17 protein-coding genes are annotated in these 19,634 nt (G+C 74.8%); 9 read left to right on the top strand and 8 right to left on the bottom strand.

Translation table 11 applies throughout. The features are described 5' to 3' along the window. Positions 1 to 163: 163 nt before the first annotated feature. Both ACFVUY_RS41125 and ACFVUY_RS41130 read right to left on the bottom strand, forming a co-directional pair. Complete coding sequence (locus ACFVUY_RS41125) at positions 164 to 2,344, bottom strand: SdrD B-like domain-containing protein (RefSeq protein WP_387737098.1); 2,181 nt, start codon at positions 2,342 to 2,344, stop codon at positions 164 to 166. A gap of 215 nt (positions 2,345 to 2,559) precedes the next feature. Then, the gene (locus tag ACFVUY_RS41130) at positions 2,560 to 4,362 is read right to left on the bottom strand and encodes an FAD-dependent oxidoreductase (RefSeq protein WP_387737099.1); all 1,803 of its coding nucleotides are present in this window, start codon (positions 4,360 to 4,362) and stop codon (positions 2,560 to 2,562) included. 260 nt (positions 4,363 to 4,622) lie between these two features. Between ACFVUY_RS41130 and ACFVUY_RS41135 the strand changes: the two genes are divergently transcribed. From ACFVUY_RS41135 to ACFVUY_RS41145, 3 genes are all read left to right on the top strand, one after another. Next, positions 4,623 to 5,687, top strand: a complete 1,065-nt coding sequence (locus ACFVUY_RS41135; protein ID WP_359899165.1) for a MoxR family ATPase — start codon at positions 4,623 to 4,625, stop codon at positions 5,685 to 5,687. Continuing rightward, entirely contained in the window at positions 5,684 to 7,477 is a 1,794-nt protein-coding gene (locus tag ACFVUY_RS41140; RefSeq protein ID WP_387737100.1) for a hypothetical protein, read from the top strand. The genes ACFVUY_RS41135 and ACFVUY_RS41140 overlap by 4 nt, the downstream gene beginning before the upstream one ends. 162 nt (positions 7,478 to 7,639) lie before the next feature. Further along, positions 7,640 to 8,692, top strand: a complete 1,053-nt coding sequence (locus ACFVUY_RS41145) for an endonuclease/exonuclease/phosphatase family protein (protein ID WP_387737101.1) — start codon at positions 7,640 to 7,642, stop codon at positions 8,690 to 8,692. Between the two features lie 87 nt (positions 8,693 to 8,779). On the opposite strand, the gene ACFVUY_RS41150 is transcribed toward ACFVUY_RS41145, so the two are convergent. Further along, positions 8,780 to 9,886 carry a peptidase gene (locus tag ACFVUY_RS41150; protein ID WP_387737102.1) on the bottom strand — a complete coding sequence of 369 codons (1,107 nt, stop codon included), beginning with the start codon at positions 9,884 to 9,886 and terminating at the stop codon, positions 8,780 to 8,782. A 4-nt stretch (positions 9,887 to 9,890) separates the two neighbouring features. After that, positions 9,891 to 10,400 (bottom strand): hypothetical protein, encoded by a 510-nt coding sequence (locus ACFVUY_RS41155; RefSeq protein WP_387695865.1) that lies wholly within the window; start codon positions 10,398 to 10,400, stop codon positions 9,891 to 9,893. 553 nt (positions 10,401 to 10,953) lie between these two features. Here ACFVUY_RS41155 and ACFVUY_RS41160 point away from each other — a divergent pair. After that, on the top strand, positions 10,954 to 11,712 hold the full coding sequence (locus tag ACFVUY_RS41160) for a S1 family peptidase (protein WP_387695867.1): 759 nt from the start codon (positions 10,954 to 10,956) through the stop codon (positions 11,710 to 11,712). Positions 11,713 to 11,756: 44 nt separating this feature from the next. Here ACFVUY_RS41160 and ACFVUY_RS41165 read toward each other — a convergent pair whose 3' ends face one another. Beyond that, the gene (locus ACFVUY_RS41165) at positions 11,757 to 13,223 is read right to left on the bottom strand and encodes an alpha/beta hydrolase (protein ID WP_387737103.1); all 1,467 of its coding nucleotides are present in this window, start codon (positions 13,221 to 13,223) and stop codon (positions 11,757 to 11,759) included. A gap of 557 nt (positions 13,224 to 13,780) precedes the next feature. Between ACFVUY_RS41165 and ACFVUY_RS41170 the strand changes: the two genes are divergently transcribed. From ACFVUY_RS41170 to ACFVUY_RS41190, 5 genes are all read left to right on the top strand, one after another. Continuing rightward, the gene (locus tag ACFVUY_RS41170) at positions 13,781 to 14,278 is read left to right on the top strand and encodes a beta-class carbonic anhydrase (protein ID WP_387695869.1); all 498 of its coding nucleotides are present in this window, start codon (positions 13,781 to 13,783) and stop codon (positions 14,276 to 14,278) included. 263 nt (positions 14,279 to 14,541) lie between these two features. Continuing rightward, positions 14,542 to 15,162, top strand: coding sequence for a SigE family RNA polymerase sigma factor (locus ACFVUY_RS41175; protein ID WP_387737104.1), 621 nt, complete (start codon positions 14,542 to 14,544; stop codon positions 15,160 to 15,162). Next, the gene (locus ACFVUY_RS41180; RefSeq protein WP_387737105.1) at positions 15,159 to 15,863 is read left to right on the top strand and encodes a hypothetical protein; all 705 of its coding nucleotides are present in this window, start codon (positions 15,159 to 15,161) and stop codon (positions 15,861 to 15,863) included. Before ACFVUY_RS41175 ends, ACFVUY_RS41180 begins: the two co-directional genes overlap by 4 nt. A gap of 151 nt (positions 15,864 to 16,014) precedes the next feature. Further along, entirely contained in the window at positions 16,015 to 16,632 is a 618-nt protein-coding gene (gene thpR / locus ACFVUY_RS41185; protein ID WP_387737106.1) for an RNA 2',3'-cyclic phosphodiesterase, read from the top strand. Between the two features lie 72 nt (positions 16,633 to 16,704). Further along, a complete protein-coding gene (locus tag ACFVUY_RS41190; protein ID WP_387694317.1) occupies positions 16,705 to 17,154 on the top strand; it encodes a VOC family protein in 450 nt (149 codons plus the stop codon). Between the two features lie 18 nt (positions 17,155 to 17,172). On the opposite strand, the gene ACFVUY_RS41195 is transcribed toward ACFVUY_RS41190, so the two are convergent. From ACFVUY_RS41195 to ACFVUY_RS41205, 3 genes are all read right to left on the bottom strand, one after another. After that, positions 17,173 to 17,925: a hypothetical protein gene (locus ACFVUY_RS41195; RefSeq protein WP_387737107.1), complete on the bottom strand. Its 753-nt coding sequence runs from the start codon at positions 17,923 to 17,925 to the stop codon at positions 17,173 to 17,175. Between the two features lie 240 nt (positions 17,926 to 18,165). Then, positions 18,166 to 18,918, bottom strand: a complete 753-nt coding sequence (locus ACFVUY_RS41200) for a hypothetical protein (RefSeq protein ID WP_387737108.1) — start codon at positions 18,916 to 18,918, stop codon at positions 18,166 to 18,168. Between the two features lie 124 nt (positions 18,919 to 19,042). Further along, positions 19,043 to 19,579 (bottom strand): AAA family ATPase, encoded by a 537-nt coding sequence (locus tag ACFVUY_RS41205; RefSeq protein WP_387737109.1) that lies wholly within the window; start codon positions 19,577 to 19,579, stop codon positions 19,043 to 19,045. Positions 19,580 to 19,634: the final 55 nt, after the last annotated feature.

Here is a 19,634-nt window from a genome sequence, read left to right on the forward strand (position 1 = left end):
CCCCCTCACCCCGGGGGCCGGACAGGGACCACCGGAGTGACCCACGAGGGCCTGCGCCCGCGCCTCCCGCGCGGACGCAGGCCCTCGTGCCCGTTTCACGACCCCCCGCACACACCGACCGGAAGAACCGGCCCCCAACTGCCCCGGTCGTGCCCGACCCGCGTCAGTGGCCGCACCCGCAGCGCCGGAAACCGAAGTCGAGGGTGTGGTCGTTCTCGCCCGGCCCGCCGGTGGTCAGCGCCCGCTCGGGATACCTTCCCCCTGGCGGGACGACGCCCTTGGAGTTGACGAAGGGGTCCTCGCCGACGTCGTGCCTGGTGGGCACCCACCGGTGCAGCGGACCGCCCTCGGCGTAGTCGGACGGGTTGTCCAGCCGGATCGTGTACCTGGTGTGCGGCCGGAGGCCGCCGTCCACGTTCGAGTCGTCGAAGTAGTACTCGCCGCGCGCCGTCGTCCCCGCCGTGCCGACCAGCCGGTCCGCCCCGTCGTACAGGTGGACGGTGACGCCCGCCGCGGGGAGCCGGCCCGGTTCCTGGAGGCCCGTGCGCTCGGGGTCGTACCAGACCCGGTTGCCGATCTGCAGCGGTGCCCGGTCGCAGAGCACCTCCAGGTCGCCCATCGAGGCGCCCTTGCCGAACGGTGCGGGGACGTTCGCCGGGTTGAGCCGCAGCCCGACCCTCGGGTCCTGCCGGCCGTCCGCCCGCTGGACGAAGGCCGTGCCGTAGCCGAAGGCCGTGTCGTTGGGGTCGAACCCGGAGGTCCCGATGGTGGTCTCGACCTTGGACAGCGCCATGCCGGCGTAGGCCGCGTTGTGGTGGAAGCCCATCCGGCTGGTGTCGAAGAAGCGGGTGCCCCGGGGTGAGAGACCGCAGCCGTTGTTGGTGTCCAGCACGTAGGTGCCGTTCGCCGGGCAGGCCTTGTTCAGGTCGCCGCCCGACAGCACCTCGCCGACGGCGGCGCCCGCCGCCGCCTGGCCCGTCGCCCGGTCGGCGAGGCGGTCGCGAAAGGCCAGCAGCATCGAGCCGTCCGCCTCGAAGCCGACCTCGCCCAGCTCCGGCTCCGGCTGGGCGCGGTAGCCGGAGCAGGCCTGGCCGTTCTGCGTGGTCGGGTAGGTGTCCGTCCACGGGAACCAGCCCGCGCCGTCGCACGGGCCCGCGCCGACGGTCGACTGGCGCGGGTAGTCCAGCGGCTGGTCCAGCACGGCCGGCCCGAACCGGCCGGTGGCCGGGTCGAAGGGCAGCACGACCGCCCGCAGGTCCGACACCGCGCCCGTCGACTCGCCCGAGCAGACGCCGCCGAGGTAGCCGGTCCCGTCCTGCAGGCCCAGACCGAAGGGGCGCCAGTCCGCCGCCGAGGCACAGCCCGGTTCCGGGACGGGGTAGACGGCCTTCGGCGCCGCCGCGGTCGCCGAGGTGGCGTCGTAGCGGTACAGCCGACGGTCGTTGAGGTTGACGACGAACAGATCCCTGCCGTCGTCCGTCACCTTGAGCCCGCCGAGGCTCTCCTTGCCCGGCACCGCCAGGAACGCGTCGTCCGCGTCCGGCCCGTGCGCGGTGCCCCCGGCGTCCGGGACGGTGGTGAACAGCGTGGTGCTGTTCCGCGCCAGGTCGGTCACGTAGATCCCGCCGGGGCCGCCCCGGCCGTAGCCCGTGGTGCGCTTGGCCGCCGCCGAGGAGAACACCCGCCGGTCGGCCCGGTTCCACGCGATGCCGAACAGGGTGCCGGTCTGCGCGTCGGTGGCGATGTCCGTGACGTTCACGTCCACGCCGTCCTGGCCGCGCGCACCGTACGGGAACGACACCAGCGTGCGCTGCGCACCGCCTCCCCACGTGGTGTTCTGGCAGGTCGTCACCAGGGGGGCGTTCCTCTGGCAGTAGTCGCCGGGGCTCCACAGCCCGGTGGTGTACGAGACGTTCCCGCCGTCGGAGAGGTCGACGAACTCCTCGTTGGAGCTCAGCAGGTTCGGCGCGCCGTCCAGCCCCTGCCGCGAGGCGAAGGCGGGGAACAGCACGCCCGGCTTCGGATTCACCACCCGCACCCGGTACTTGCCACCGTGGTCCCGGCGCGGCGGCGGTGCCAGCGTCACCGTCCCGTCGGCCGCCGTGGTGCCCTCGACACGAACCCGGTCCCCGCCGGTGAGCGTCACCCGCACGCCCGCCAGCCCCGGCTCCAGCGCGGGCGTCCACGCGCCCGAGGCGTCCACGGCCCGGACCACCCGGACCGTCACCGCCCCGTCCGCGCCCTGCGGGAACGCCGGCGGTGCCGTCAGCAGCCCGCTGCCGGTCAGCGCGACGGCGAGCACCGCGGCCCGCGCGACCCACGTCCTTCGTCCTCTCGTCCCCACCTGGGCCCCACTCTCATGATCGGCGGGCAGACGCCCGATCCCGACAGGGCCCCCAGGAGAGCCGCAACCGGTCGTGTACGTCCCCGTTTCGGGGCGCGTTCACCGGTGCGTGTGACGCGGAACGGGCCGGAAATCGCATCAAGTTCTGATACCGCTCCGTGAGTTCGCATGCGACCCGAGGCGGCGGGGTCGTGTCGCCGGGGGAGTGCGGCGGGTCACCCGAGGTCGAAGGTGTTCGGCAGGCCGAGGCGGTAGCGGGCCTCGTCGACCAGCTTGAGCGGCTCCAGCTCCGGGGGCCGGAAGAGCCCCCGGACCCGGCAGCGACCGGCGCTCGAACCGTCCGCGTCCAGCAGGGCGTTGACGGCGCGCCGCGCGGACTCGTTGGCGCCCTCCATGGTCGCCAGGTCGACGTCGGTGCGGACGTAGTCGCCGGCCAGGAAGAAGTTGCCCACCGCGGTCGCGGCGGAGGGCCGGTCGTAGAGCGTTCCGGCCGGGTGGACCAGCAGCTGCTCGCGGTTGGCCGGCGCCGGCCCGCCCAGACCGGTGACGGCCGGGTCGAGGAACCACCCGTGCACGTCCGCGTCCGCCGGCCACCCGCCGCCCGGCCGCTCGAAGGCCCGCCGGCACTGCGCCCAGACCTCGCGGGCCACCTCCTCGCGGGTGCACTCCTTGGCCGTCCGGCCGTACAGGATCCCGGGCCGGTCCCACTCCGAGACGCAGACCGAGAGGCAGTCGCGCACCGTACCGTCGCCGTACGCGGCCGCGAAGTCCCGGTCCCAGAACTGCGCCTGGCCGACCGCGGTGAGCGACCACGGGGAGTCCAGGCAGACGGCGTGGCCGTGCACCAGCCGCACCGGGCGGCGCAGGTAGAACTGGATGCCCGTCATCCAGTCCGTGCCGATCGCGTCGCAGCGCGCCAGCCGGGGATCGGCGGCGCGCAGCCCCGGGCCCCAGGTGGCGCGGGCGTGCTCGACCGGCAGCGCGCTCAGGTAGTAGTCCGCCCGCACCGTCCCGGCGGCGCCGCCGCCGGCCGGCGCCACCCGGACCCCGGTGATCCGGCCCTCGGCGTACAGCACCTCCCGGACCTCGGTCCCGGTGCGGAACTCGACGCCCAGCGAGGCCAGATGGGCCGTCCACGGGTCGATCCAGGCCTCGCTGGTGGGGCCGTTGAGCACCCGGTCGGGCTGCCCGTCGCCGCCGCGCCCGAGCAGCCCGTTCAGCAGGAAGGCCTCGACGACCGTGCGGGCCACCGTACGGGTGCTGGCCCGCTCGGCCCGGGTCGCGACCAGGTCCCGGGTCAGGCCGACCCCGAGGAGGCGCTGGTAGTCGTGGGACATCCGCCCCGCCCTGATGAAATCCCACCACGGCACCCGCTCCCACTGCTCCTCGCGGCGCACGTCGCAGCTGGTCAGGTGGACCAGGAGCCGGTCCACGAAGTAGGCGAGCTCGCCCGCGGGCAGGTGCAGCACCTCGTCCAGCGCGCCGGCCAGGGTCCGCCGCAGGGCGTCCGGGGCGAGGTCGCCCAGGTCGAGCGGGCGGGTGACGGACCGGAACGGGAGGAGCAGTCCCGGGCGCGGGGCGTCGAAGGCCAGCAGCGCCTGGGTGGCGTCGCGCAGGTTGTCGTGGACGCCACCGGGGTTGCCGGCGTACGGGATGCGGCGCAGGGTGTCCGGCAGGTTGCGGTAGAAGCCGGGGAAGAACCGGAAGCCGTGCTCGCCCGGCAGCGCCCGACGGCCACCGGCCGCGCTGCCCGGCACGTCCATGCTGCGGGCCTTGCCGCCGAGCGCGTCGTAGTACTCGTACACCGTCACCCGGTAGCCGCGCTCGGCCAGTTCGTGCGCCGCGCTCAGCCCGGAGACCCCGCCGCCGAGGACCGCCACGGTCCGCCCCGGGCCACCGCGGGCACCGGCGCCCGCGCCCCGCGGGAGCGCGGCCGCGCCCGCCACCGGCCCGACGGCCAGAGAACCGCCCAACGAGGCCGCACCGGCCAGGAACTGACGCCTCGTCCGCCCTTCCATCGCACCCTCCCGCGAACCCTCGCCCAACCCCACGACGCGCACACCTCCACCCTCCTGGTCGCCCGAGCGGCGAGGACGACCCCGGGTGTGCAACGACCGGGCCCGGCACCGGTCACCCACCGCGCACCCCGCGTCCACGCCCCGGGCCGTACGGCCCGCGGCCCGTACGGTCCGCCCGGGCCCGCCGAAAATCCAGGTGCGCCCGGCCGACTCCCCCCGCACACTGGGCCGGTCACGCACCGTTGTCGCGAAGGAGCCCCGTGCAGGGAGCAGTCAGCGTCTCGCCCGCCCAGATCCCCGAGCTGCTGCTCGGCCTGGCCACCGTCCGCCCGGTGTTCCTCTGGGGCGCCCCCGGGATCGGAAAGTCCTCCCTGGTCAGGGCGTTCGCCGAGTCGCTCGGCCTGGAGTGCGTGAGCCTGGTCGGCACCCAGCTCGCCCCGGAGGACCTGATCGGCGTCCCGCAGCTCACCCCCGAGGGCCGCTCCCGGTTCTGCCCGCCCGAGCAGATCGCCCGCGACCAGCCGTACTGCCTGTTCCTGGACGAACTCAACGCGGCCTCGCCGGACGTCCAGAAGGCCTTCTACTCGCTGATCCTGGACCGCAGGATCGGCTCGTACGAGCTGCCGCCCGGCTCGATCGTGATCGGCGCCGGGAACCGCGCCACCGACGGCGCGCTCGCCCGCCCGATGGCATCCGCGCTGGTCAACCGCATGGTCCACGTCCATCTGCGGGCCAGCGCCGAGGACTGGCTGCGCTGGGCGGCCGGCGCCGGCATCCACCCCTGGATCGTCGACCACCTCACCGACCGGCCCGACCACCTGTGGTCCGCCCCGCCCAAGACCGAGGAGCCGTTCTCCACCCCGCGCGCCTGGCACATGCTCTCCGACGCGCTGCACTCCTTCGGCCCCACCCTGGACGAGACGACCCTCAAGGTCGTCGCCCACGGGCTGCTCACCGCGCAGCACGCGGTCGCCTTCTGCGGCTACGCGAAGATCGTCCGCAACTCCTACGGCCTGGAGGCGATCCTCAAGGGCGACGCCCGCTGGCCGCACCGGCTGGAGGACCGCGACCTGCTCTACTACCTGGCCGACGCCTTCCGCGGCCGGCTGGTCAAGGAACTGCCCGCCCGCAAGGAGCACGCCTCCGGGGCGCAACGGCAGACCGCCTTCCGGGCCAAGTCGCTGCTGGTGCAATTGGCCGAGATCTCGGTGGAGGTCGCCCAGACGGTGATCGCCGACGGCTCGGACGGCAACCCGGTGCTGCCCGCCTGGTTCCTGATCGAGGCCGCCCGGGACATGCCCCGCCTGGTCGAGGCCCGCCGGTGAAGCACGCCCCGGCCGACCGGAAGAAGCCGGACCCGGGCGCCGAGGCCTTCGCCGAGGGCCTCCAACTGCTCCGCCGCAACCCGGCCCTCGCCGCCCTGCGCGCCGACGTCTGCCGCACCGACACCTGCACCACCGCGCCGCCGAACGGCTGGGCAGTGGCCGACTCCAACGGCACCCTGCACGTCAACCCGCGCCGCCGGGCCGAACCCGAGGAATGGGCCTGGGTGCTGGCGCACTGCCTGCTGCACCTCGGCTTCGGCCACCTCCCGGGCGCCCGCGGCACCCGGACCCAGCCCGACACCCACCAGGCCGCCGCCCGCTGCGCGGTGGTCAACCGCTTCCTCGCCACCTTCCCGGTCGGCCGCGCCCCGGTCGTCCTCCCGCAGGAGTACCCGGGCGGCGACGAGGAGGAACTGGCCGACCGCTGGCGCCGCGACGGCCTGCCCGCGCCCGACACCGCCGGGATGGCCGGCACCGCCGAACGCGACCAACTGCTGGTCGAATGGCGCGGCCACGGCCGGGCCCGCGAGGACTGGCCCACGGCCTTCGCCGCCGCCCTCACCCGCACCATGTCCGCCGCGATGGACCGGGCCGGCGGCCGGATCGACACCGAGACCGGCGAACGCCTGCCCGAACGGCCCTGGAACAGGGCACTCAACTGGTTCGTCTCCTCCTACCCCCTGCTCGGCGGCATCGCGGCCGGCCTCACCGTCGTGGCCGACGCCGAACTCGCCCGCGCCCACGACATCGCCGTCGCCGCCGTCAACGCCGAGGCCGGCGAGATCTACGTCAACCCGCTGCGCCACCACAGCGACGAGGAATGGCGGTTCATCCTCGGCCACGAGATCCTGCACGCCGCCCTGCGGCACGGCGAGCGCCGCGGCGGACGCGACCCGTTCCTGTTCAACGTCGCCGCGGACTACGTCATCAACGGCTGGCTGCTGGAGATGGGCGTCGGCGAGATGCCCGACGGGCTGCTGCACGATCCGCAGCTGAACGGCCTGTCGGCCGAGGAGGTGTACGACCGGATCGCCCGCGACCAGCGCCGCATCCGCCGCCTCGCCACCCTGGCCGGGAAGAACCGCCCGGACGTCCTCGGCGAACCGCTGGGAACGCCCCGGGACTACGTCGACCTCGACGACTTCTACCGCCGCGGACTCCAGCAGGGCCTCGAACTGCACCGGCGCGAACGCGGCCTGCTCCCGGCCGGGCTGGTCGAGGAGATCCGCGCACTCGCCCACCCCCCACTGCCCTGGGACGCCCGACTGGCCCGCTGGTTCGACGAGTTCGTGCCGAGCCCGGAACCGGTGCGCAGCTACTCCCGCCCCGCCCGCCGGCAGTCCGCCACCCCGGACATCCCCCGGGCCGGCCGCTACCGCCCCGAGGAGGAGGTGCCGCGCTGCACCTTCGGAGTCGTCCTGGACACCTCCGGCTCGATGGACCGGGCGCTGCTCGGCAAGGCGCTCGGCGCGATCGCCTCCTACGCCGCCGCCCGGGACGTCCCGGCCGCCCGGGTGGTGCACTGCGACGCCGCCCCGCACGACGCCGGGTACCTCCCGGTCGAGGAGATCGCCGGGCGCCTGCGGGTGCACGGGCGCGGCGGCACCGTCCTCCAGCCGGGCGTCGACCTGCTGGAACGGGCCGAGGACTTCCCGCCCGGGGCACCCGTCCTGGTCATCACCGACGGCGAGTGCGACGTCCTGCGGCTGCGCCGCGAGCACGCCTTCCTCGTCCCGCGCGGCGCCGCACTCCCGTTCACCCCGCGCGGGCCGGTCTTCCGGATGAGCTAGGCGTTCCGTCCCGTGAGGAAGAGGACGCGGCCCCCGCCGGGCACCGACGTCCCGCTCCCGGCCCCGGCCGGTGGCGCGGAACCGGGCCCCGGGCGCGGGCGTCCGTCCTTCTCGACGGTGGCCGATGATCAAGGCTGTCGGCCGTCCCCCGGAAGGAGCACCGTGACGGACCGTACGGCGAAGAGCACGCGGAAGAGCGCGGCGAAGAGCGCGACGAAGAGCGCAGGGAAGGGCGCGGCGAAGGGCACGCGGAAGAGCGCGTCGCCCGCCGGCAGGGGCCCTTGGCGTCGCGCCGCGCTGGTCGGGTGCGGGGTGCTGCTGCTGGGCCCGGCCGTGCTCGCGGCGGTGCGGGTCCTCGGGTGGGACGACGGCACGGTGTGGGCCCTGCCGATGGCCGGGCTGCCGTACGCGGCGCTGCTCAGTGTGCTGCTGCTGGTGGCGGTGGCGGTGCTGCGCGGGCGGTGGCTGACCGGGGTCGCGGCGGCGCTGGTGGTGCTGCAACTGTGGTGGCTGATACCCCGGCTCGTCCCGGGCGGGGCCGACGCGCCGGCCGACGCGCCCCGGCTGCGGGTGGCGACCAGTAACAACTTCATGGGGCAGGTCTCGCCGAAGTCCCTGGTCGACCTGGTGCGCGACCAGCGGATCGACGTGCTCGCGGTCGAGGAGCAGAGCGACTCCGCCGCCGACGCGCTGGACGCGGCCGGCATCCGCGCCCTGCTGCCGCACCGCGAGCGGCCGGCTGGCACCGACACCGCGCTCTACACCCGGCTGCCCGTCGGCTCCGCCGCCGACCCGGCCTGGCCGACCACCAACCTGACCGTCGACGTCGGCGGCCGTCCGGTGCAGCTGGTCGCCGTGCACACCTACTACCCGCTCGGCGACGCCCGCCGCTGGGCCGAGGGACTGCACGACCTGCGCGCCGCCGCGCCCGGACGCACCCGCAACGCGGTCCTGCTGGGCGACTTCAACGCCACCCTCGACCACAAGCCGATGCGCGACCTGATCGGCACCGGCCTGACCGACACCCACGAGGAACTCGGCGCGGGCCTCCTCCCGACCTGGCCCCAGGACCATCCCGACTACCCGGTCCCGGCCGCGATCCAGATCGACCACGTCCTGCACGGGCCCGCGCTGACCGCCGTCGACGTCTCCGAGCACTCCCTGCCGCGCAGCGACCACCGCGCCGTGGTGGCCGAACTCGCCGTCCTGCGCTGAACGCGGAACCCGAACGCGAGGGGCCGGGGACGGCTCCCGCACCGTCCCCGGCCCCTCACCGGGCCGCGGTTCCCGCCGCGGGGGCGGTCACCGGCGGCGCCGGCGGAACCGGGGGAGCAGCAGGCCCAGGACGGCGAAGGCGAGGGTCGACAGCACGGCGACCACGGGGGTGGGGAAGTACCCCGGCTGGACGGTCGACGCCTCGGCCGCCCCGGCGCTGCCGGGAGTCGTCGGGAAGGTGACGGTGACGCGCGTGCCGCGCTCGACCAGGCCGCTCCTGAGCGTGAGCTCCGCGTTCCACCGGCCGTCCGGCAGCTGTCCGTCGAGCGGGACGACCGCCTCCGCGAGGCTTCCCGGAGCCACGGTGGTGCCCGACCTGGCCGGGAAGGGGCCGGCGCGCAGCCCGCCGGGTCCGTCGGTGAGGGAGAGCGACCCGCCGATGTCCAGGGCGCGGCCGCCCGTGTTGCGGATCCGGGCGTGCACCTCCTTCCGCCCGTCGCGGGCTTTGGTCGGAGTGACCTGTTCGATCGTGAAGTCGGAGGGCGGCTCACCGCCGGGGCCGACGTCGATGTACATCCGGACCCCGACCCGGCCCAGGAACGCCAGGTTGTGCGAGCGGTCCGCCGGGTTGCCCGTCTGGGCCCAGACGACGCCGTAGCGCTCGCCGGCGGAGGCGTTCCCGGGCACTCGGACGGTGGTGCGCACCTGCGCCGTCCCGGAGGGCGCGAGGTCGAGCTCGGTCGTGTCCAGCGACGTCCAGCCGGTCAGCTCGTTGGGTGTGCGGTCCGCCGCGAAGACGAACTGTCCCCTCGTGACGGTGGCCGCCGCGGCGTACACGCTGACGTGCATCGGCGTGGACGACTCGTTGGTGACCTCCACCCGCCGCTCGATGGTCGTGCCCGGGGCGACGTGGTCGACGATGTAGGCCTGCGCCCGGGGGTCGTCACGGCGGTTCTCCGGGGCGTCGAGCAGCCTGATGCCGATGGTCTTCTTCGCGGGGGTCGGCTGGTGGGAGGGCTGCCCGGACGTCCCGGTGGCCTCGGGCATCCCGGACGACTCGGCGACCCCGGGCCGCCCGGACGCCCCGGTGACCTCGGGCCCGGGCATCCCGTCCGCCGTCGCCGGCAGCATACCGATCGCCTGGACGACGGCCAGCAGCGCCAGCAGGACCCAGTAGCGGCGCGCGCGCCTCATGCGCTCAGGCAACGGAGTGGGTCAGCGTTCCGGTGTAGGTCCCGCCGATGGCGGAGGCCGGCACGGAGACGCCGACCGTCGGGTCCCAGCTCGCGGTGTTGTCCCCGACACCGGCGCTCCCGGTGACCACCACCTGCGGGGAGTTGCTCAGCGTCACGTTCGTCGGAGTGACGGTGATGGTGCCGGTCGTCGTCACCGTCCCGACCGTGTAGGTGGCTCTGGTGGCGGGCACCGTCGACGAACCGTTGGTGAAGTCCGTCTCCGACGCGGTCACCGTCCAGGAGGCCGAGAGGAGGGCGCGGTCGTCGGTGACGGTCACGGGGCCGATCGGGGAGCTGATCTGAGTGCCGGGCGCTCCCGAGCCGAGGGCGGTGCTGGCCGGCACCGACATCGACAGGGCGCCGGACGTGACGGTGAACGTGACCGTGGTGCTGGGGTCGGCCGCCGCGCCGGCGAGACCCGGCTGGACCAGAACGAGGGCGACGGACGCGGCCGCGGCGGGCAGGATTCGCATGCGTACAACAACTCCTGAAGTAGCCGTCCGTGGATGGACATGCCGGGTGACGTGATGTCAGACAAACCGGCGCGGCCCCTTCGCGCAAGCCGACGACGGCCGCACTCCGCCACCGGAATGACCACATTTCAGCCGGATCGAAGCCCGGGTCGTCCCGTCCCGTCACTTGGGTGGCCACCCGGCCGCGGTGACGGAGGGACGGCGAACCGGCGCCGGTGCGCCTCGCCGTTCCCCAGGCCTGTTCCAGGGGGCTCCCTCGTCCCGCCGCGGCGTTCCAGGGGGCGACAAAAGCGCAGGTCACGGGGGGTTCCACCGTTCCAGCGTCCCGAACCGCCGGGCGGTGGTGGCGGGCGGGACGGATCCCGGGGCAGTCTGTGGTCCGGCGGCGACCGGCACCGAGCCCGAGGGGCCGCCCGACCCGCCCGACCCGCCGGGCCTCCGCGGAGGCGACGGCCACGACGGCCTGCGCCGTCCGCCCGCCGCCGGGCCGAACGCCCCCAGCACGCCGAACGCCTCCCGCCACGCACCACCCGACCCAGAAGGAAGCCCTGCCATGCGCACCTCGAACCGCCGCCCGATCGCCGTCCTGCTGGCCACCGCCGGGCTGCTGGCCGCCGGGGCCGTCCCGGCCGCCGCCGTCCACGGCGGATCGGACACCACGACCAGGTCCCACCCGTTCGTCGTGGCCCTGGAGACCGCCACGGGCGAGCAGTGGTGCACCGGCGCGCTGATCGCGCCGACCAAGGTGCTCACCGCGGGCCACTGCGTCGCCGAGGCGGCCGACCCGACCTCACTGCGGGTGATCGCCGGGCGGACCGACCTGACCGGCTCCGGCGGCCAGGTCCGCCGGGTGAAGGGCTACCGGGTGGACCCGCGCTACACCCCCGGCCTGGACCACGACTCCGCCGTCCTCACCCTGGACCGTCCGCTGCCGCAGGCACCGGTCCGGGTGGCGCGGCAGGGGGACGAGGCGCTGTACCGGTACGGCCGCCCGGCCACGCTGCTGGGGTTCGGGCGCACCGGCTCGGACGGGCGGCCCGGCACCCACCTCAAGCAGGCGGAGCTGACGCTGGCTCCGCCGGCCTCCTGCGACCCGTACACCTCGCCCGGCGATTCGCCGCTGCTCAAGGTCTGCGGCCTGCCGCGGGCCGGCACGACGGACAGCGTCTGCAAGGGGGACTCGGGCGGGCCGCTGGTGGCAGGCGGCGTGGTGATCGGCGTGGTCTCCACCGGCAACAAGTACTGCGACACCCAGTACCCGGTCTCGGTGTTCACCCGGGCCACCGACGTCCCCGCGCAGCTGCTGTCCTAGCCGGTGCCGCGCCCGGGGGTCGCGCCCGGAGGCGGAGGAACGCCCTAACCGCCGCAGGTCAGGTCCTTCGCGGGCAGCCGGCCCGTGGTCAGGTAGCGGGTGACGCCGCCGTCCGCGCAGGAGGGGCCGGCCACCACCACGCCGTGGCCCTCGCCGCCGGCCACCGTGACCATCCGGGCACCGTGCAGCGCCCGCCGCATGCCCTGGGCCATGGCCGGTGTCGCCTGCGGATCCCACTGGTTCTGCACGATCAGCGCCTTGACGTCGTTGTTCGCCACGGTGGCCGGCTCGCCGCCCGCCGGCTTCCAGAACGCGCACGGCAGGATGTTGGCCCCCAGGTCGCCGGCCAGCGGGTACCGGGCCCGGTCGCGGACCGCGTCCCGGCGGTACTGCTCGGGGTCGCGCGGCCAGCTGCGGGTGTCGCCGCAGAGGACGGCCCACGCGACGGAGACCGTGTTGTCCGCCGGAACGACCGACGGCACCGCCGGTGCGGCCGGCCCGCCCGCGGCGGCGGCCTTCAGCGCGACGATCCAGGGGGTGACGGCCCCGACGTGGACGAACGCCGCGTAGCCGGACCGGATGGCGTCGCCGTCGAGCGACCCGTCCTCGGTCGGGACGGGCGTGCGGTCGGCGTGGGCGACCAGGTCCCAGTACGTCCTGCGGACCTCCGCCGCCGTCGCACCCAGTCCGTACGCCGCGTTGCGGGCGGCGGCCCACTCGGTCCAGCGGGTGAAGGCGAGTTCGGCCCCCGCGGACGCCTCCCGGAACCCCTCGCGCCACACGAGCGCCGGGTCGAGCGCGCTGTCGAGCACGAAGCGGTCCGAGCGCTGGGGGAACATCTGGGTGTAGACGGCGCCCAGGTAGGTGCCGTACGAATGCCCGAAGTAGGAGATCCTCCGCTCGCCCAGTGCCGCCCGGACGACGTCCATGTCCCGTGCCGTGTTGCGGGTGGTGATGTGCGGCAGCACGTCCCCCGCCTTGGCCCAGCACTTGTCGGCCACCGTCCGGGCCCAGGCCACGTCCTTCGCGAACGTCCCTGCCGAGTACGGGTGTTGGAAGGTCCGCTCGTCGGCCTTCAGGTCGCAGCCGATCGGCGAGCTCTGCCCGGCACCGCGCGGGTCGAACCCGATCAGGTCGAACCGGTCCCGTACCTCCGTCGGCAGCAGCGGCTCCATCTCCACGGGCATGGTCAGCCCCGGGCCGCCTGGGCCCCCGGGATTCATCAGCAGCACGCCGTGCCGCTGCTTCGCGCTGCCCGCCCTGACCCGCGATATCGCGATGTCGATCGTCCGGCCGCCGGGGTCGGCGTAGTCCAGCGGCACCTCGACCTTCGCGCACTCGAAAGCCGCCGGGCGGTCCGCATCGCAACGCTCCCAACGGAGTTGCTGCTGCGCGTACCGCTGGAGCGGATCGCCCGCCGCGAACGCCGTCACGGGGGTGAGCGCCGCCAGCGCGGTCGTCACCGCGCCGACCGTCAGCGCGGAAATCGTCCGTCCGTCTCGCAGAACCATGCCAGTCCTCTGTGCAGAATCGGTGCCTCGGAATTGCTTCCAGTCTCCGTTCCGCCGCCCCGCACCCCGTACGGCGCGAGGATGGGTTCATGATCCAACCTGCGGCGTACGCCGCCGCGCCGACGTAGGGCCGGAGGCCCATGCCCCGTCATCCACCGGGCCGGACGGCCGGACGGCCACCCGGCCCGGGGTGCCGGCGTCCACGGGGGCGGTCACCCGGGGGAGTGGAGAACGGGCGAATCCCGGGCGGGGTCGCTCCGCCGGGCAGTACGGTGCCCGCATGACCGTGCTCGTCCGCCGTCGTCACATCGACTTCGGCCGCATCCACTCCACAGGCTGTCCGGTCATCGTCTGATCGCCCGCTCCACCCGGCCGCGCCGTTCCGCTCCGTTCCGTTCCGTTTCGAACGGCACCGCCGCCGCTCCGTGCTGCCCGCTGCCTGCCGCCCGCTGCCCGCCCCTCGGCGTACGCGGCCCGCACCCGCGCGTGCAGGACGGAGGGCCCCGCACGTCCCGGCCGACCACGATCCGACCGCACCGAAGGGACAGCCGTCCACCATGACCGAAACCGTCACCGACCACTACCTGCGCAACAACGCCGACTACGCCGCGGCCTTCGACGGGCCGCTCCCGCTCCCGCCGGCCCGCCGCACGGCCGTCCTGGCCTGCATGGACGCCCGGCTCAACGTCTACGGCGCGCTCGGCCTCGCCGAGGGCGACTCGCACGTGATCCGCAACGCCGGCGGGGTGGCGACCGACGACGCCATCCGCTCGCTGGCGATCAGCCAGCGGCTGCTCGGGACGCGGGAGATCATCCTCATCCACCACACCGACTGCGGCATGCTCACCTTCGGCGACGACGCCTTCCGCGAGTCGATCCGGGAGGAGACCGGCGTCAAGCCCCCGTGGGCCGCCGAGGCCTTCGCCGACCTGGAGACGGACGTCCGCCAGTCGGCCGCCCGGATCCGCACCAGCCCCTTCGTCCCGCACACGGGCGCCGTGCGCGGCTTCGTCCTCGACGTCGCGACCGGCCTCCTCAAGGAGGTCGTGCTCTGACCCGACGGCGCCCCGGTGCGGCGGCCGGACGAGGCCGCCGCACCGGGGCGTCCTGCCGTCGGTGCCCTGCCGTCGGCCGTCGATCATCGGCTGTCGGTCGTCGTCGGCGCCGGCAACCCGACCGGCCCGACCCTTCGTGAGCCCCCTGCCGTGCTCGACGCCCGGATGATTCGGCGCCGGCGTGCAACCCTTGCGGCGGCGCGGCGGTGAGTAGGGCAGAGCGACGGTCCGGTCGGGTCGTCGCGTGGACGAAGAGGAATCGGATGACCGCGAGCGCATTGCACATCCCGGTGGAGGACCGGCCCAGGCCCGGCACGGCACCGGCTTCCGCGGGCGGCCCCGGCCCGCGGGAGCTCGACTTCGAGGGGTTCGCCGCCACCCGCTGGCGGCGCCTGGTACGCACCGCCTACCTGCTCACGGGCGACTACCACGAGGCCGAGGACGTGGTGCAGGCGACGTTCGCGAAGGTCTTCAGGAACTGGTCCCGGATCAGCCGCCTGGAGGAGCCGGACGCCTACGTCCACCGGGCCCTGGTGAACAACAACCTGAGCCGCCACCGGCGGCGCCGGGTCAGGCAGCTGCTCGTGCCCGTCCTCCCCGATCGGGCGCACACCGCCGGCGGCGGCCACCGCGACGTCGAGGAGCGCTCCGTGCTCCTCCAGGCACTGGCCGAGCTGCCGCAGCGCCAGCGGGCCGTGGTCGTCCTGCGCTACTGGGAGGACATGAGCGAGTACCAGGTCGCCGAAGTGCTCGGCTGCTCGCTCGGCAACGTGAAGAGCCAGGCCAGCCGAGGCCTGGCGAAACTGCGCAACCACCCGGTGCTGGCCCCGTACGCGGCGGGCACCGCTTCGACGATCGACGGCACGGACGGAGGCAACAGGTGATGGACACCGAGGACATGGTGCGCGGCGCCCTGCGGGACGAGGCGGCCCGGGTCGCGGTGGCGGACTGGTCCGCCGGGCCCGTGCAGGTCCACGTGCGCCGGCAGCGGCGGGGGCGCCGGATGGCGGTGGGCGCGTCGGCCGCGGTGGCCGCGCTCGCGCTGGTGGCCGGTACGGGTGCCGTCCTGTCCGCGCAGGGCGGGAGCCGGGCCGTCGGGCCCGCCTCGCAGGCCCCGCCGGCACCGGCGGGGCCGGCTCCCGAGGCCCTGGTGGTGGAACCCGGCCAGCAGCTGGCGCTGGGCCGCCCGGACTGGTGGATGCAGCTGAAGGACCAGGAGATCTGCATCCACGACGCTCCTGCTTACAAGAGCGGCCCGGGATGCGCCGGATACTCCTGGGCGGGGGGCACGACCGAGATCACCATGCAGTACTACGGGAACCCCCCGCAGCACCAGGAGGGCCTGTACAACCTCGTCTACCACGGTCCCGGGCAGGTCGCCCGGATGGCCATCGAGGTGGACGGCCAGGCGTACTGGGCCACCGTCGCCTCGCTCCCCGGCGACCCGGGCTACGCCACCGGCTACGTCTGGGGGCCCAGCCAGAAGGCCGCCGACGGCCCGGGGGCACACCCGCTGGAGGGCATCAGGCTCGCCGCGTACGACGCCCAGGGGAAGGTACTGGCGAGCAAGACGCTGCCGTCCTGACCGGACCGGCAGCGCGGTAGTGGAGCCGGCCGCTCGTCGAGCGGCCGGCTCGGCGCGGTTCTGTGTGGTTCAGCACGTCTCAGCACGGTTCCGTACGGTTTCGTACGGTGGAGTCGAGGGCGCCGCCGACCCTCGGCTACCCTCCCCCCTCGTGGACGATCACCCCGCACCCCCGACCCTGCGCGTCTTCGTGGCGCTCGCCCCGCCCGACGACGCCAAGGACGAACTGGCCCGGGCCCTGCGACCCGCATATGCCGGGTACCCGCGGCTGCGGTGGAACCGGATCGAGGACTGGCACATCACCCTGGCCTTCCTCGGCGAACAGCCGTCCACGGCGGTGCCGCTGCTGCGATCGGCACTGGCCGACGCGGCCGCGTCGCACCCCGCCCTGCACCTGGGCCTGCGCGGTGGCGGCCACTTCGACCAGCGACTCCTGTGGACCGGCATCGACGGGGACCTGGAAGGACTGCACCGGCTCGCCACCGACGTCCGGGACCTGGTCGGGTCCTGCGGAATCGAATTCAGGGACCGGCCGCTGCGCCCCCACCTGACCCTGGCACGCGCCCGCCGTGACGACCCCGTCAGCGTGCCGCAGGCCGCGGCCGGGCTCGCGGGGTTCGTGGGCCGGCCGTGGCGGACCGAATGCCTCCACCTCGTCGGCAGCAACATCGGCCGCGGCCCCGGGCCGATCCACTACCGCGACATCGAGGCGTGGCGGTTGGGCGCCGCCGTCCAGGCCCTCGACGGCGGCTCCCTCACCGAGCCGTAGCCCGCGGGCCAGCAGGCCCGCAGGCCCGCGACTCGTGGCGCGGCTGTCGGAGGTGCGCAGTACGGTCCTGTCATGGCAGCCAGAATCGATCTGACCCTCGACTGCGCGAACGCACCGCTCCTCGCCGCGTTCTGGAAGACGGCACTGGGCTATGTCGACGAGCCGCCGCCCGCACCCTTCACAACCCGCGAGGAGTGGCTCGCGCAGTTCGACCTGCCGGAGGACGACTCCGCGGACGACGGGGCGTGGCTCTGCGATCCCGACGGCACCGGCCCCCGCCTCTCCATCCTCAAGGTCCCCGAACCGAAGACGGCGAAGAACCGGCTCCACCTCGACGTCCGGGTGCCCGGACACGGCAGCCCCGGTGAGCGGTGGGCGCGGATCAAGGCGGAGTCCGAGCGGCTGGTGAAGGCGGGCGGGTCCGTCCTGCAGGAGTTCGACGGGCACCACGTCGTGATGGCCGACCCGGAGGGCAACGAGTTCTGCGTCGCCGCAGCCCCGGCCGGCCGGCTCCTGCGATGAGCAGCGGGGGAGTGCGGGTCAGCGGCCTGCCAGGTGCTGGGAGGTGAGATCGACCTCCTCCAGTTGGGCGGTGGTCAGGCGCCGGGCTTCCCAGATGACCGCGGCCACGTCCGCGGCCCGGGAGTGGAGCGGCGGCAGGTCGTCCGGCAGGCGCATGCCGCCGACCGCCGCCAGGTCGGGCGCGGGGATGCCGAGCACTCCCGCGAAGCCGGCCACCAGCTCCGGGGTGGCTTCGACGGCGCCGCGGCCCACCCCGCCGATCATGGACGCCGCCCGGTAGACCCGCCCGTCGGTCACCGCGTACAGGGCCTTCGCCGTGCACGTCCACCTGAGGTTCCGACTGTGTGCGAGCTCCAGGAGCACTGCCCCGAATCCCGGTTCGTACCGGTGGTGCGGCCGGTCGATCCCGCCCCGTCCCTCCCGCCGCACCAGGGGCTGCGCCCCGATCGCGTCCAGCAGCGGACGCCGGTTCTCGGCGGGCATGACCATCGTGTTGTGGACGACGGGGCTGACCGACCAGTGCGGATTGCGGGTGACCGGCGTCAGGTCGTCGGGCACCGGCTGCCGGGCAAGGACGAACAGGTCGGCGGCGTGCAGCCCGAGCACCGGCGCCAGGCCCCTGAGCAGCTGTCCGGTCGGCACCCGCCCGTCCAGTACGGCCCGCAACTCCGTCGGGTCGGCGCCGGCCGCCGCCGAGAGCGCAGCGCTGTCGAGCACCCGACGGTCCATCAGGTGCGCCAGCAGCGCGCCGAATTCCAGTACTCCGGTCATTCCGCCAGCGTATCCACCTGCGCGGGGCCCGTCCGGCGCGCCCGCTACGGCTGCCCCGGCGCCCCGTCGTGGCCCCCGTCCGGGCCGCCGCCCGCCGGATGTCGGCTGCGCCGGGGCTTGCCGGGGCGGCGCGGCTCAGCCCCTCCGCGCTCCACTCGCCGTCTCACGGATCTCACCCGTCAGCGGCCGCGGCCGATGCGAACGAAGGCGGTCCTCGACCCGGCGGGACCCGTCCCGCGCCTACGGCCGGTACCGCTCGGCGAGGTCGCCGTAGCCGCCCGCCGTCCAGACCGCCTTGCGGAACTCCGCGAGGCCGAGCGACCCGCTGCCCTGTCCGGCGGTGGGCGGGAAGTGCGCGGTGCCGCAACGGGCGCAGTACCAGGCCTGGTTCCAGAGCCGTTCGGCCCGGGGCCGGCCCGCCAGGCGCCGCCGCCTGGCGAGGAACAGCGCGGTCGCGCCCGCCAGCAGGGCGATCGCGACGGCCAGGATCAGATACGACCCCCAGAGCGGGACCAGCGCGTCGTCCGCGTCGGCGAGCGGGGCCGCCGCCTGCGCGGCCGGGGAGGCCGGAGCGGCCTTCGGAAGGCCGCCCGGGAGGAGGTCGGTGGGGAAGTCGTTGGGGAACCCCGGGTGCTTGGTCACCCAGTCCGGCGGCGAGAGGTCGAGCTTCCGGCCGACGGGCGCGTCGCGCGCCATGGTGCCCTGGACGAGGGTGAAGACCGCCCCGATCAGCGTCACGAAGCCCAGGGCCGCCAGCGTCTGGACCGCCGTGCTGGTCGTGGGCGGCGCGGGTGCCAGGGCCCGGCCGAGGGCGGACACCTCCTCGCGGGTCTCGGTGCGGCCGTCGCCGCCGGAGGAGCGCACGGTGACGTTCCGCCGCTCGCCCAGGTGGACCGCCGGCACACTGCGGACCTGGTCGGTCAGCGCGCAGCCCGGGCAGGGCGTCAGGGAGCCGTGCGGTGGTGGCGCAGGGACGGCGTCGTTGATCGGCATGTGCGGAAATCCCCCCAGGAGTACGGCGGTCGGACGACCGTTCGTATCCGGGTGGACGCTGCCGCGCGGCCTCCGGTTGCGGCCCGCCGCGCGGACCGGGAACCGCGCGCCGAGGCCTCCGGGTTCAGGGCCTCGGCGTCCAGCCGGGTGGGGTGAGGGCGGTGTCGGTGAGGATCCTCGTCACGGTGCTGTCGAGGGTGCTGTGCCGGCCGACGACGTGTTCGAGGCCGTCGGGCAGGACGTCGTGCGCCTGGTACCAGCCGGCCATCTGCTCCGGGGAGACCTCGGCGGCCAGCGGGCGGGTGGCGTGCCGGCGCACGGTCTCGTCGAAGTCGACGTCCAGGTAGTACAGGAAGCTGCGCCCCCGGTGGTCGGCGGCGAGCCGGGCCAGCATCGGTCCGTAGCGGTCCGCGGCGAGGATGCCCTCGACGACGACGTGGAAGCCGTGATCCAGGGCGTGCCGGGCCACCAGGTCGATCAGGCCGATGTTCGCCCCGCCCGGGACGTCCCGCTCGCGCAGCACGTCGCGCCGCAGCACGTCCTGCGCGACGACGGCGATGCCCCGGCCGTAGGCGGCGCGCAGCCGCGCGGCGACGCTCGACTTCCCGGCGCCACTGGGCCCCCGCACCACCACCAACACCGTCTCCGCGCTGCCCGCCACGTTGGTGCTGTCCCCGCGGCGCGGCCTCCTCACACCGCCCCCGGCCTGTTCCCGC

The sequence above is a fragment of the Kitasatospora sp. NPDC058063 genome, assembly GCF_042885395.1.
Lineage (GTDB): Bacteria > Actinomycetota > Actinomycetes > Streptomycetales > Streptomycetaceae > Kitasatospora > Kitasatospora lactacystinica.

Excerpts from the sequence above, each read along its gene's own strand:
- ACFVUY_RS41130 (WP_387737099.1), bottom strand. The coding sequence starts at position 4,362 with ATGGAAGGGCGGACGAGGCGTCAGTTCCTGGCCGGTGCGGCCTCGTTG.
- ACFVUY_RS41150 (WP_387737102.1), bottom strand. The coding sequence starts at position 9,886 with ATGAGGCGCGCGCGCCGCTACTGGGTCCTGCTGGCGCTGCTGGCCGTC.
- ACFVUY_RS41155 (WP_387695865.1), bottom strand. The coding sequence starts at position 10,400 with ATGCGAATCCTGCCCGCCGCGGCCGCGTCCGTCGCCCTCGTTCTGGTC.
- ACFVUY_RS41160 (WP_387695867.1), top strand. The coding sequence starts at position 10,954 with ATGCGCACCTCGAACCGCCGCCCGATCGCCGTCCTGCTGGCCACCGCC.
- ACFVUY_RS41165 (WP_387737103.1), bottom strand. The coding sequence starts at position 13,223 with ATGGTTCTGCGAGACGGACGGACGATTTCCGCGCTGACGGTCGGCGCG.
- ACFVUY_RS41170 (WP_387695869.1), top strand. The coding sequence starts at position 13,781 with ATGACCGAAACCGTCACCGACCACTACCTGCGCAACAACGCCGACTAC.
- ACFVUY_RS41175 (WP_387737104.1), top strand. The coding sequence starts at position 14,542 with ATGACCGCGAGCGCATTGCACATCCCGGTGGAGGACCGGCCCAGGCCC.
- ACFVUY_RS41190 (WP_387694317.1), top strand. The coding sequence starts at position 16,705 with ATGGCAGCCAGAATCGATCTGACCCTCGACTGCGCGAACGCACCGCTC.
- ACFVUY_RS41195 (WP_387737107.1), bottom strand. The coding sequence starts at position 17,925 with ATGACCGGAGTACTGGAATTCGGCGCGCTGCTGGCGCACCTGATGGAC.
- ACFVUY_RS41200 (WP_387737108.1), bottom strand. The coding sequence starts at position 18,918 with ATGCCGATCAACGACGCCGTCCCTGCGCCACCACCGCACGGCTCCCTG.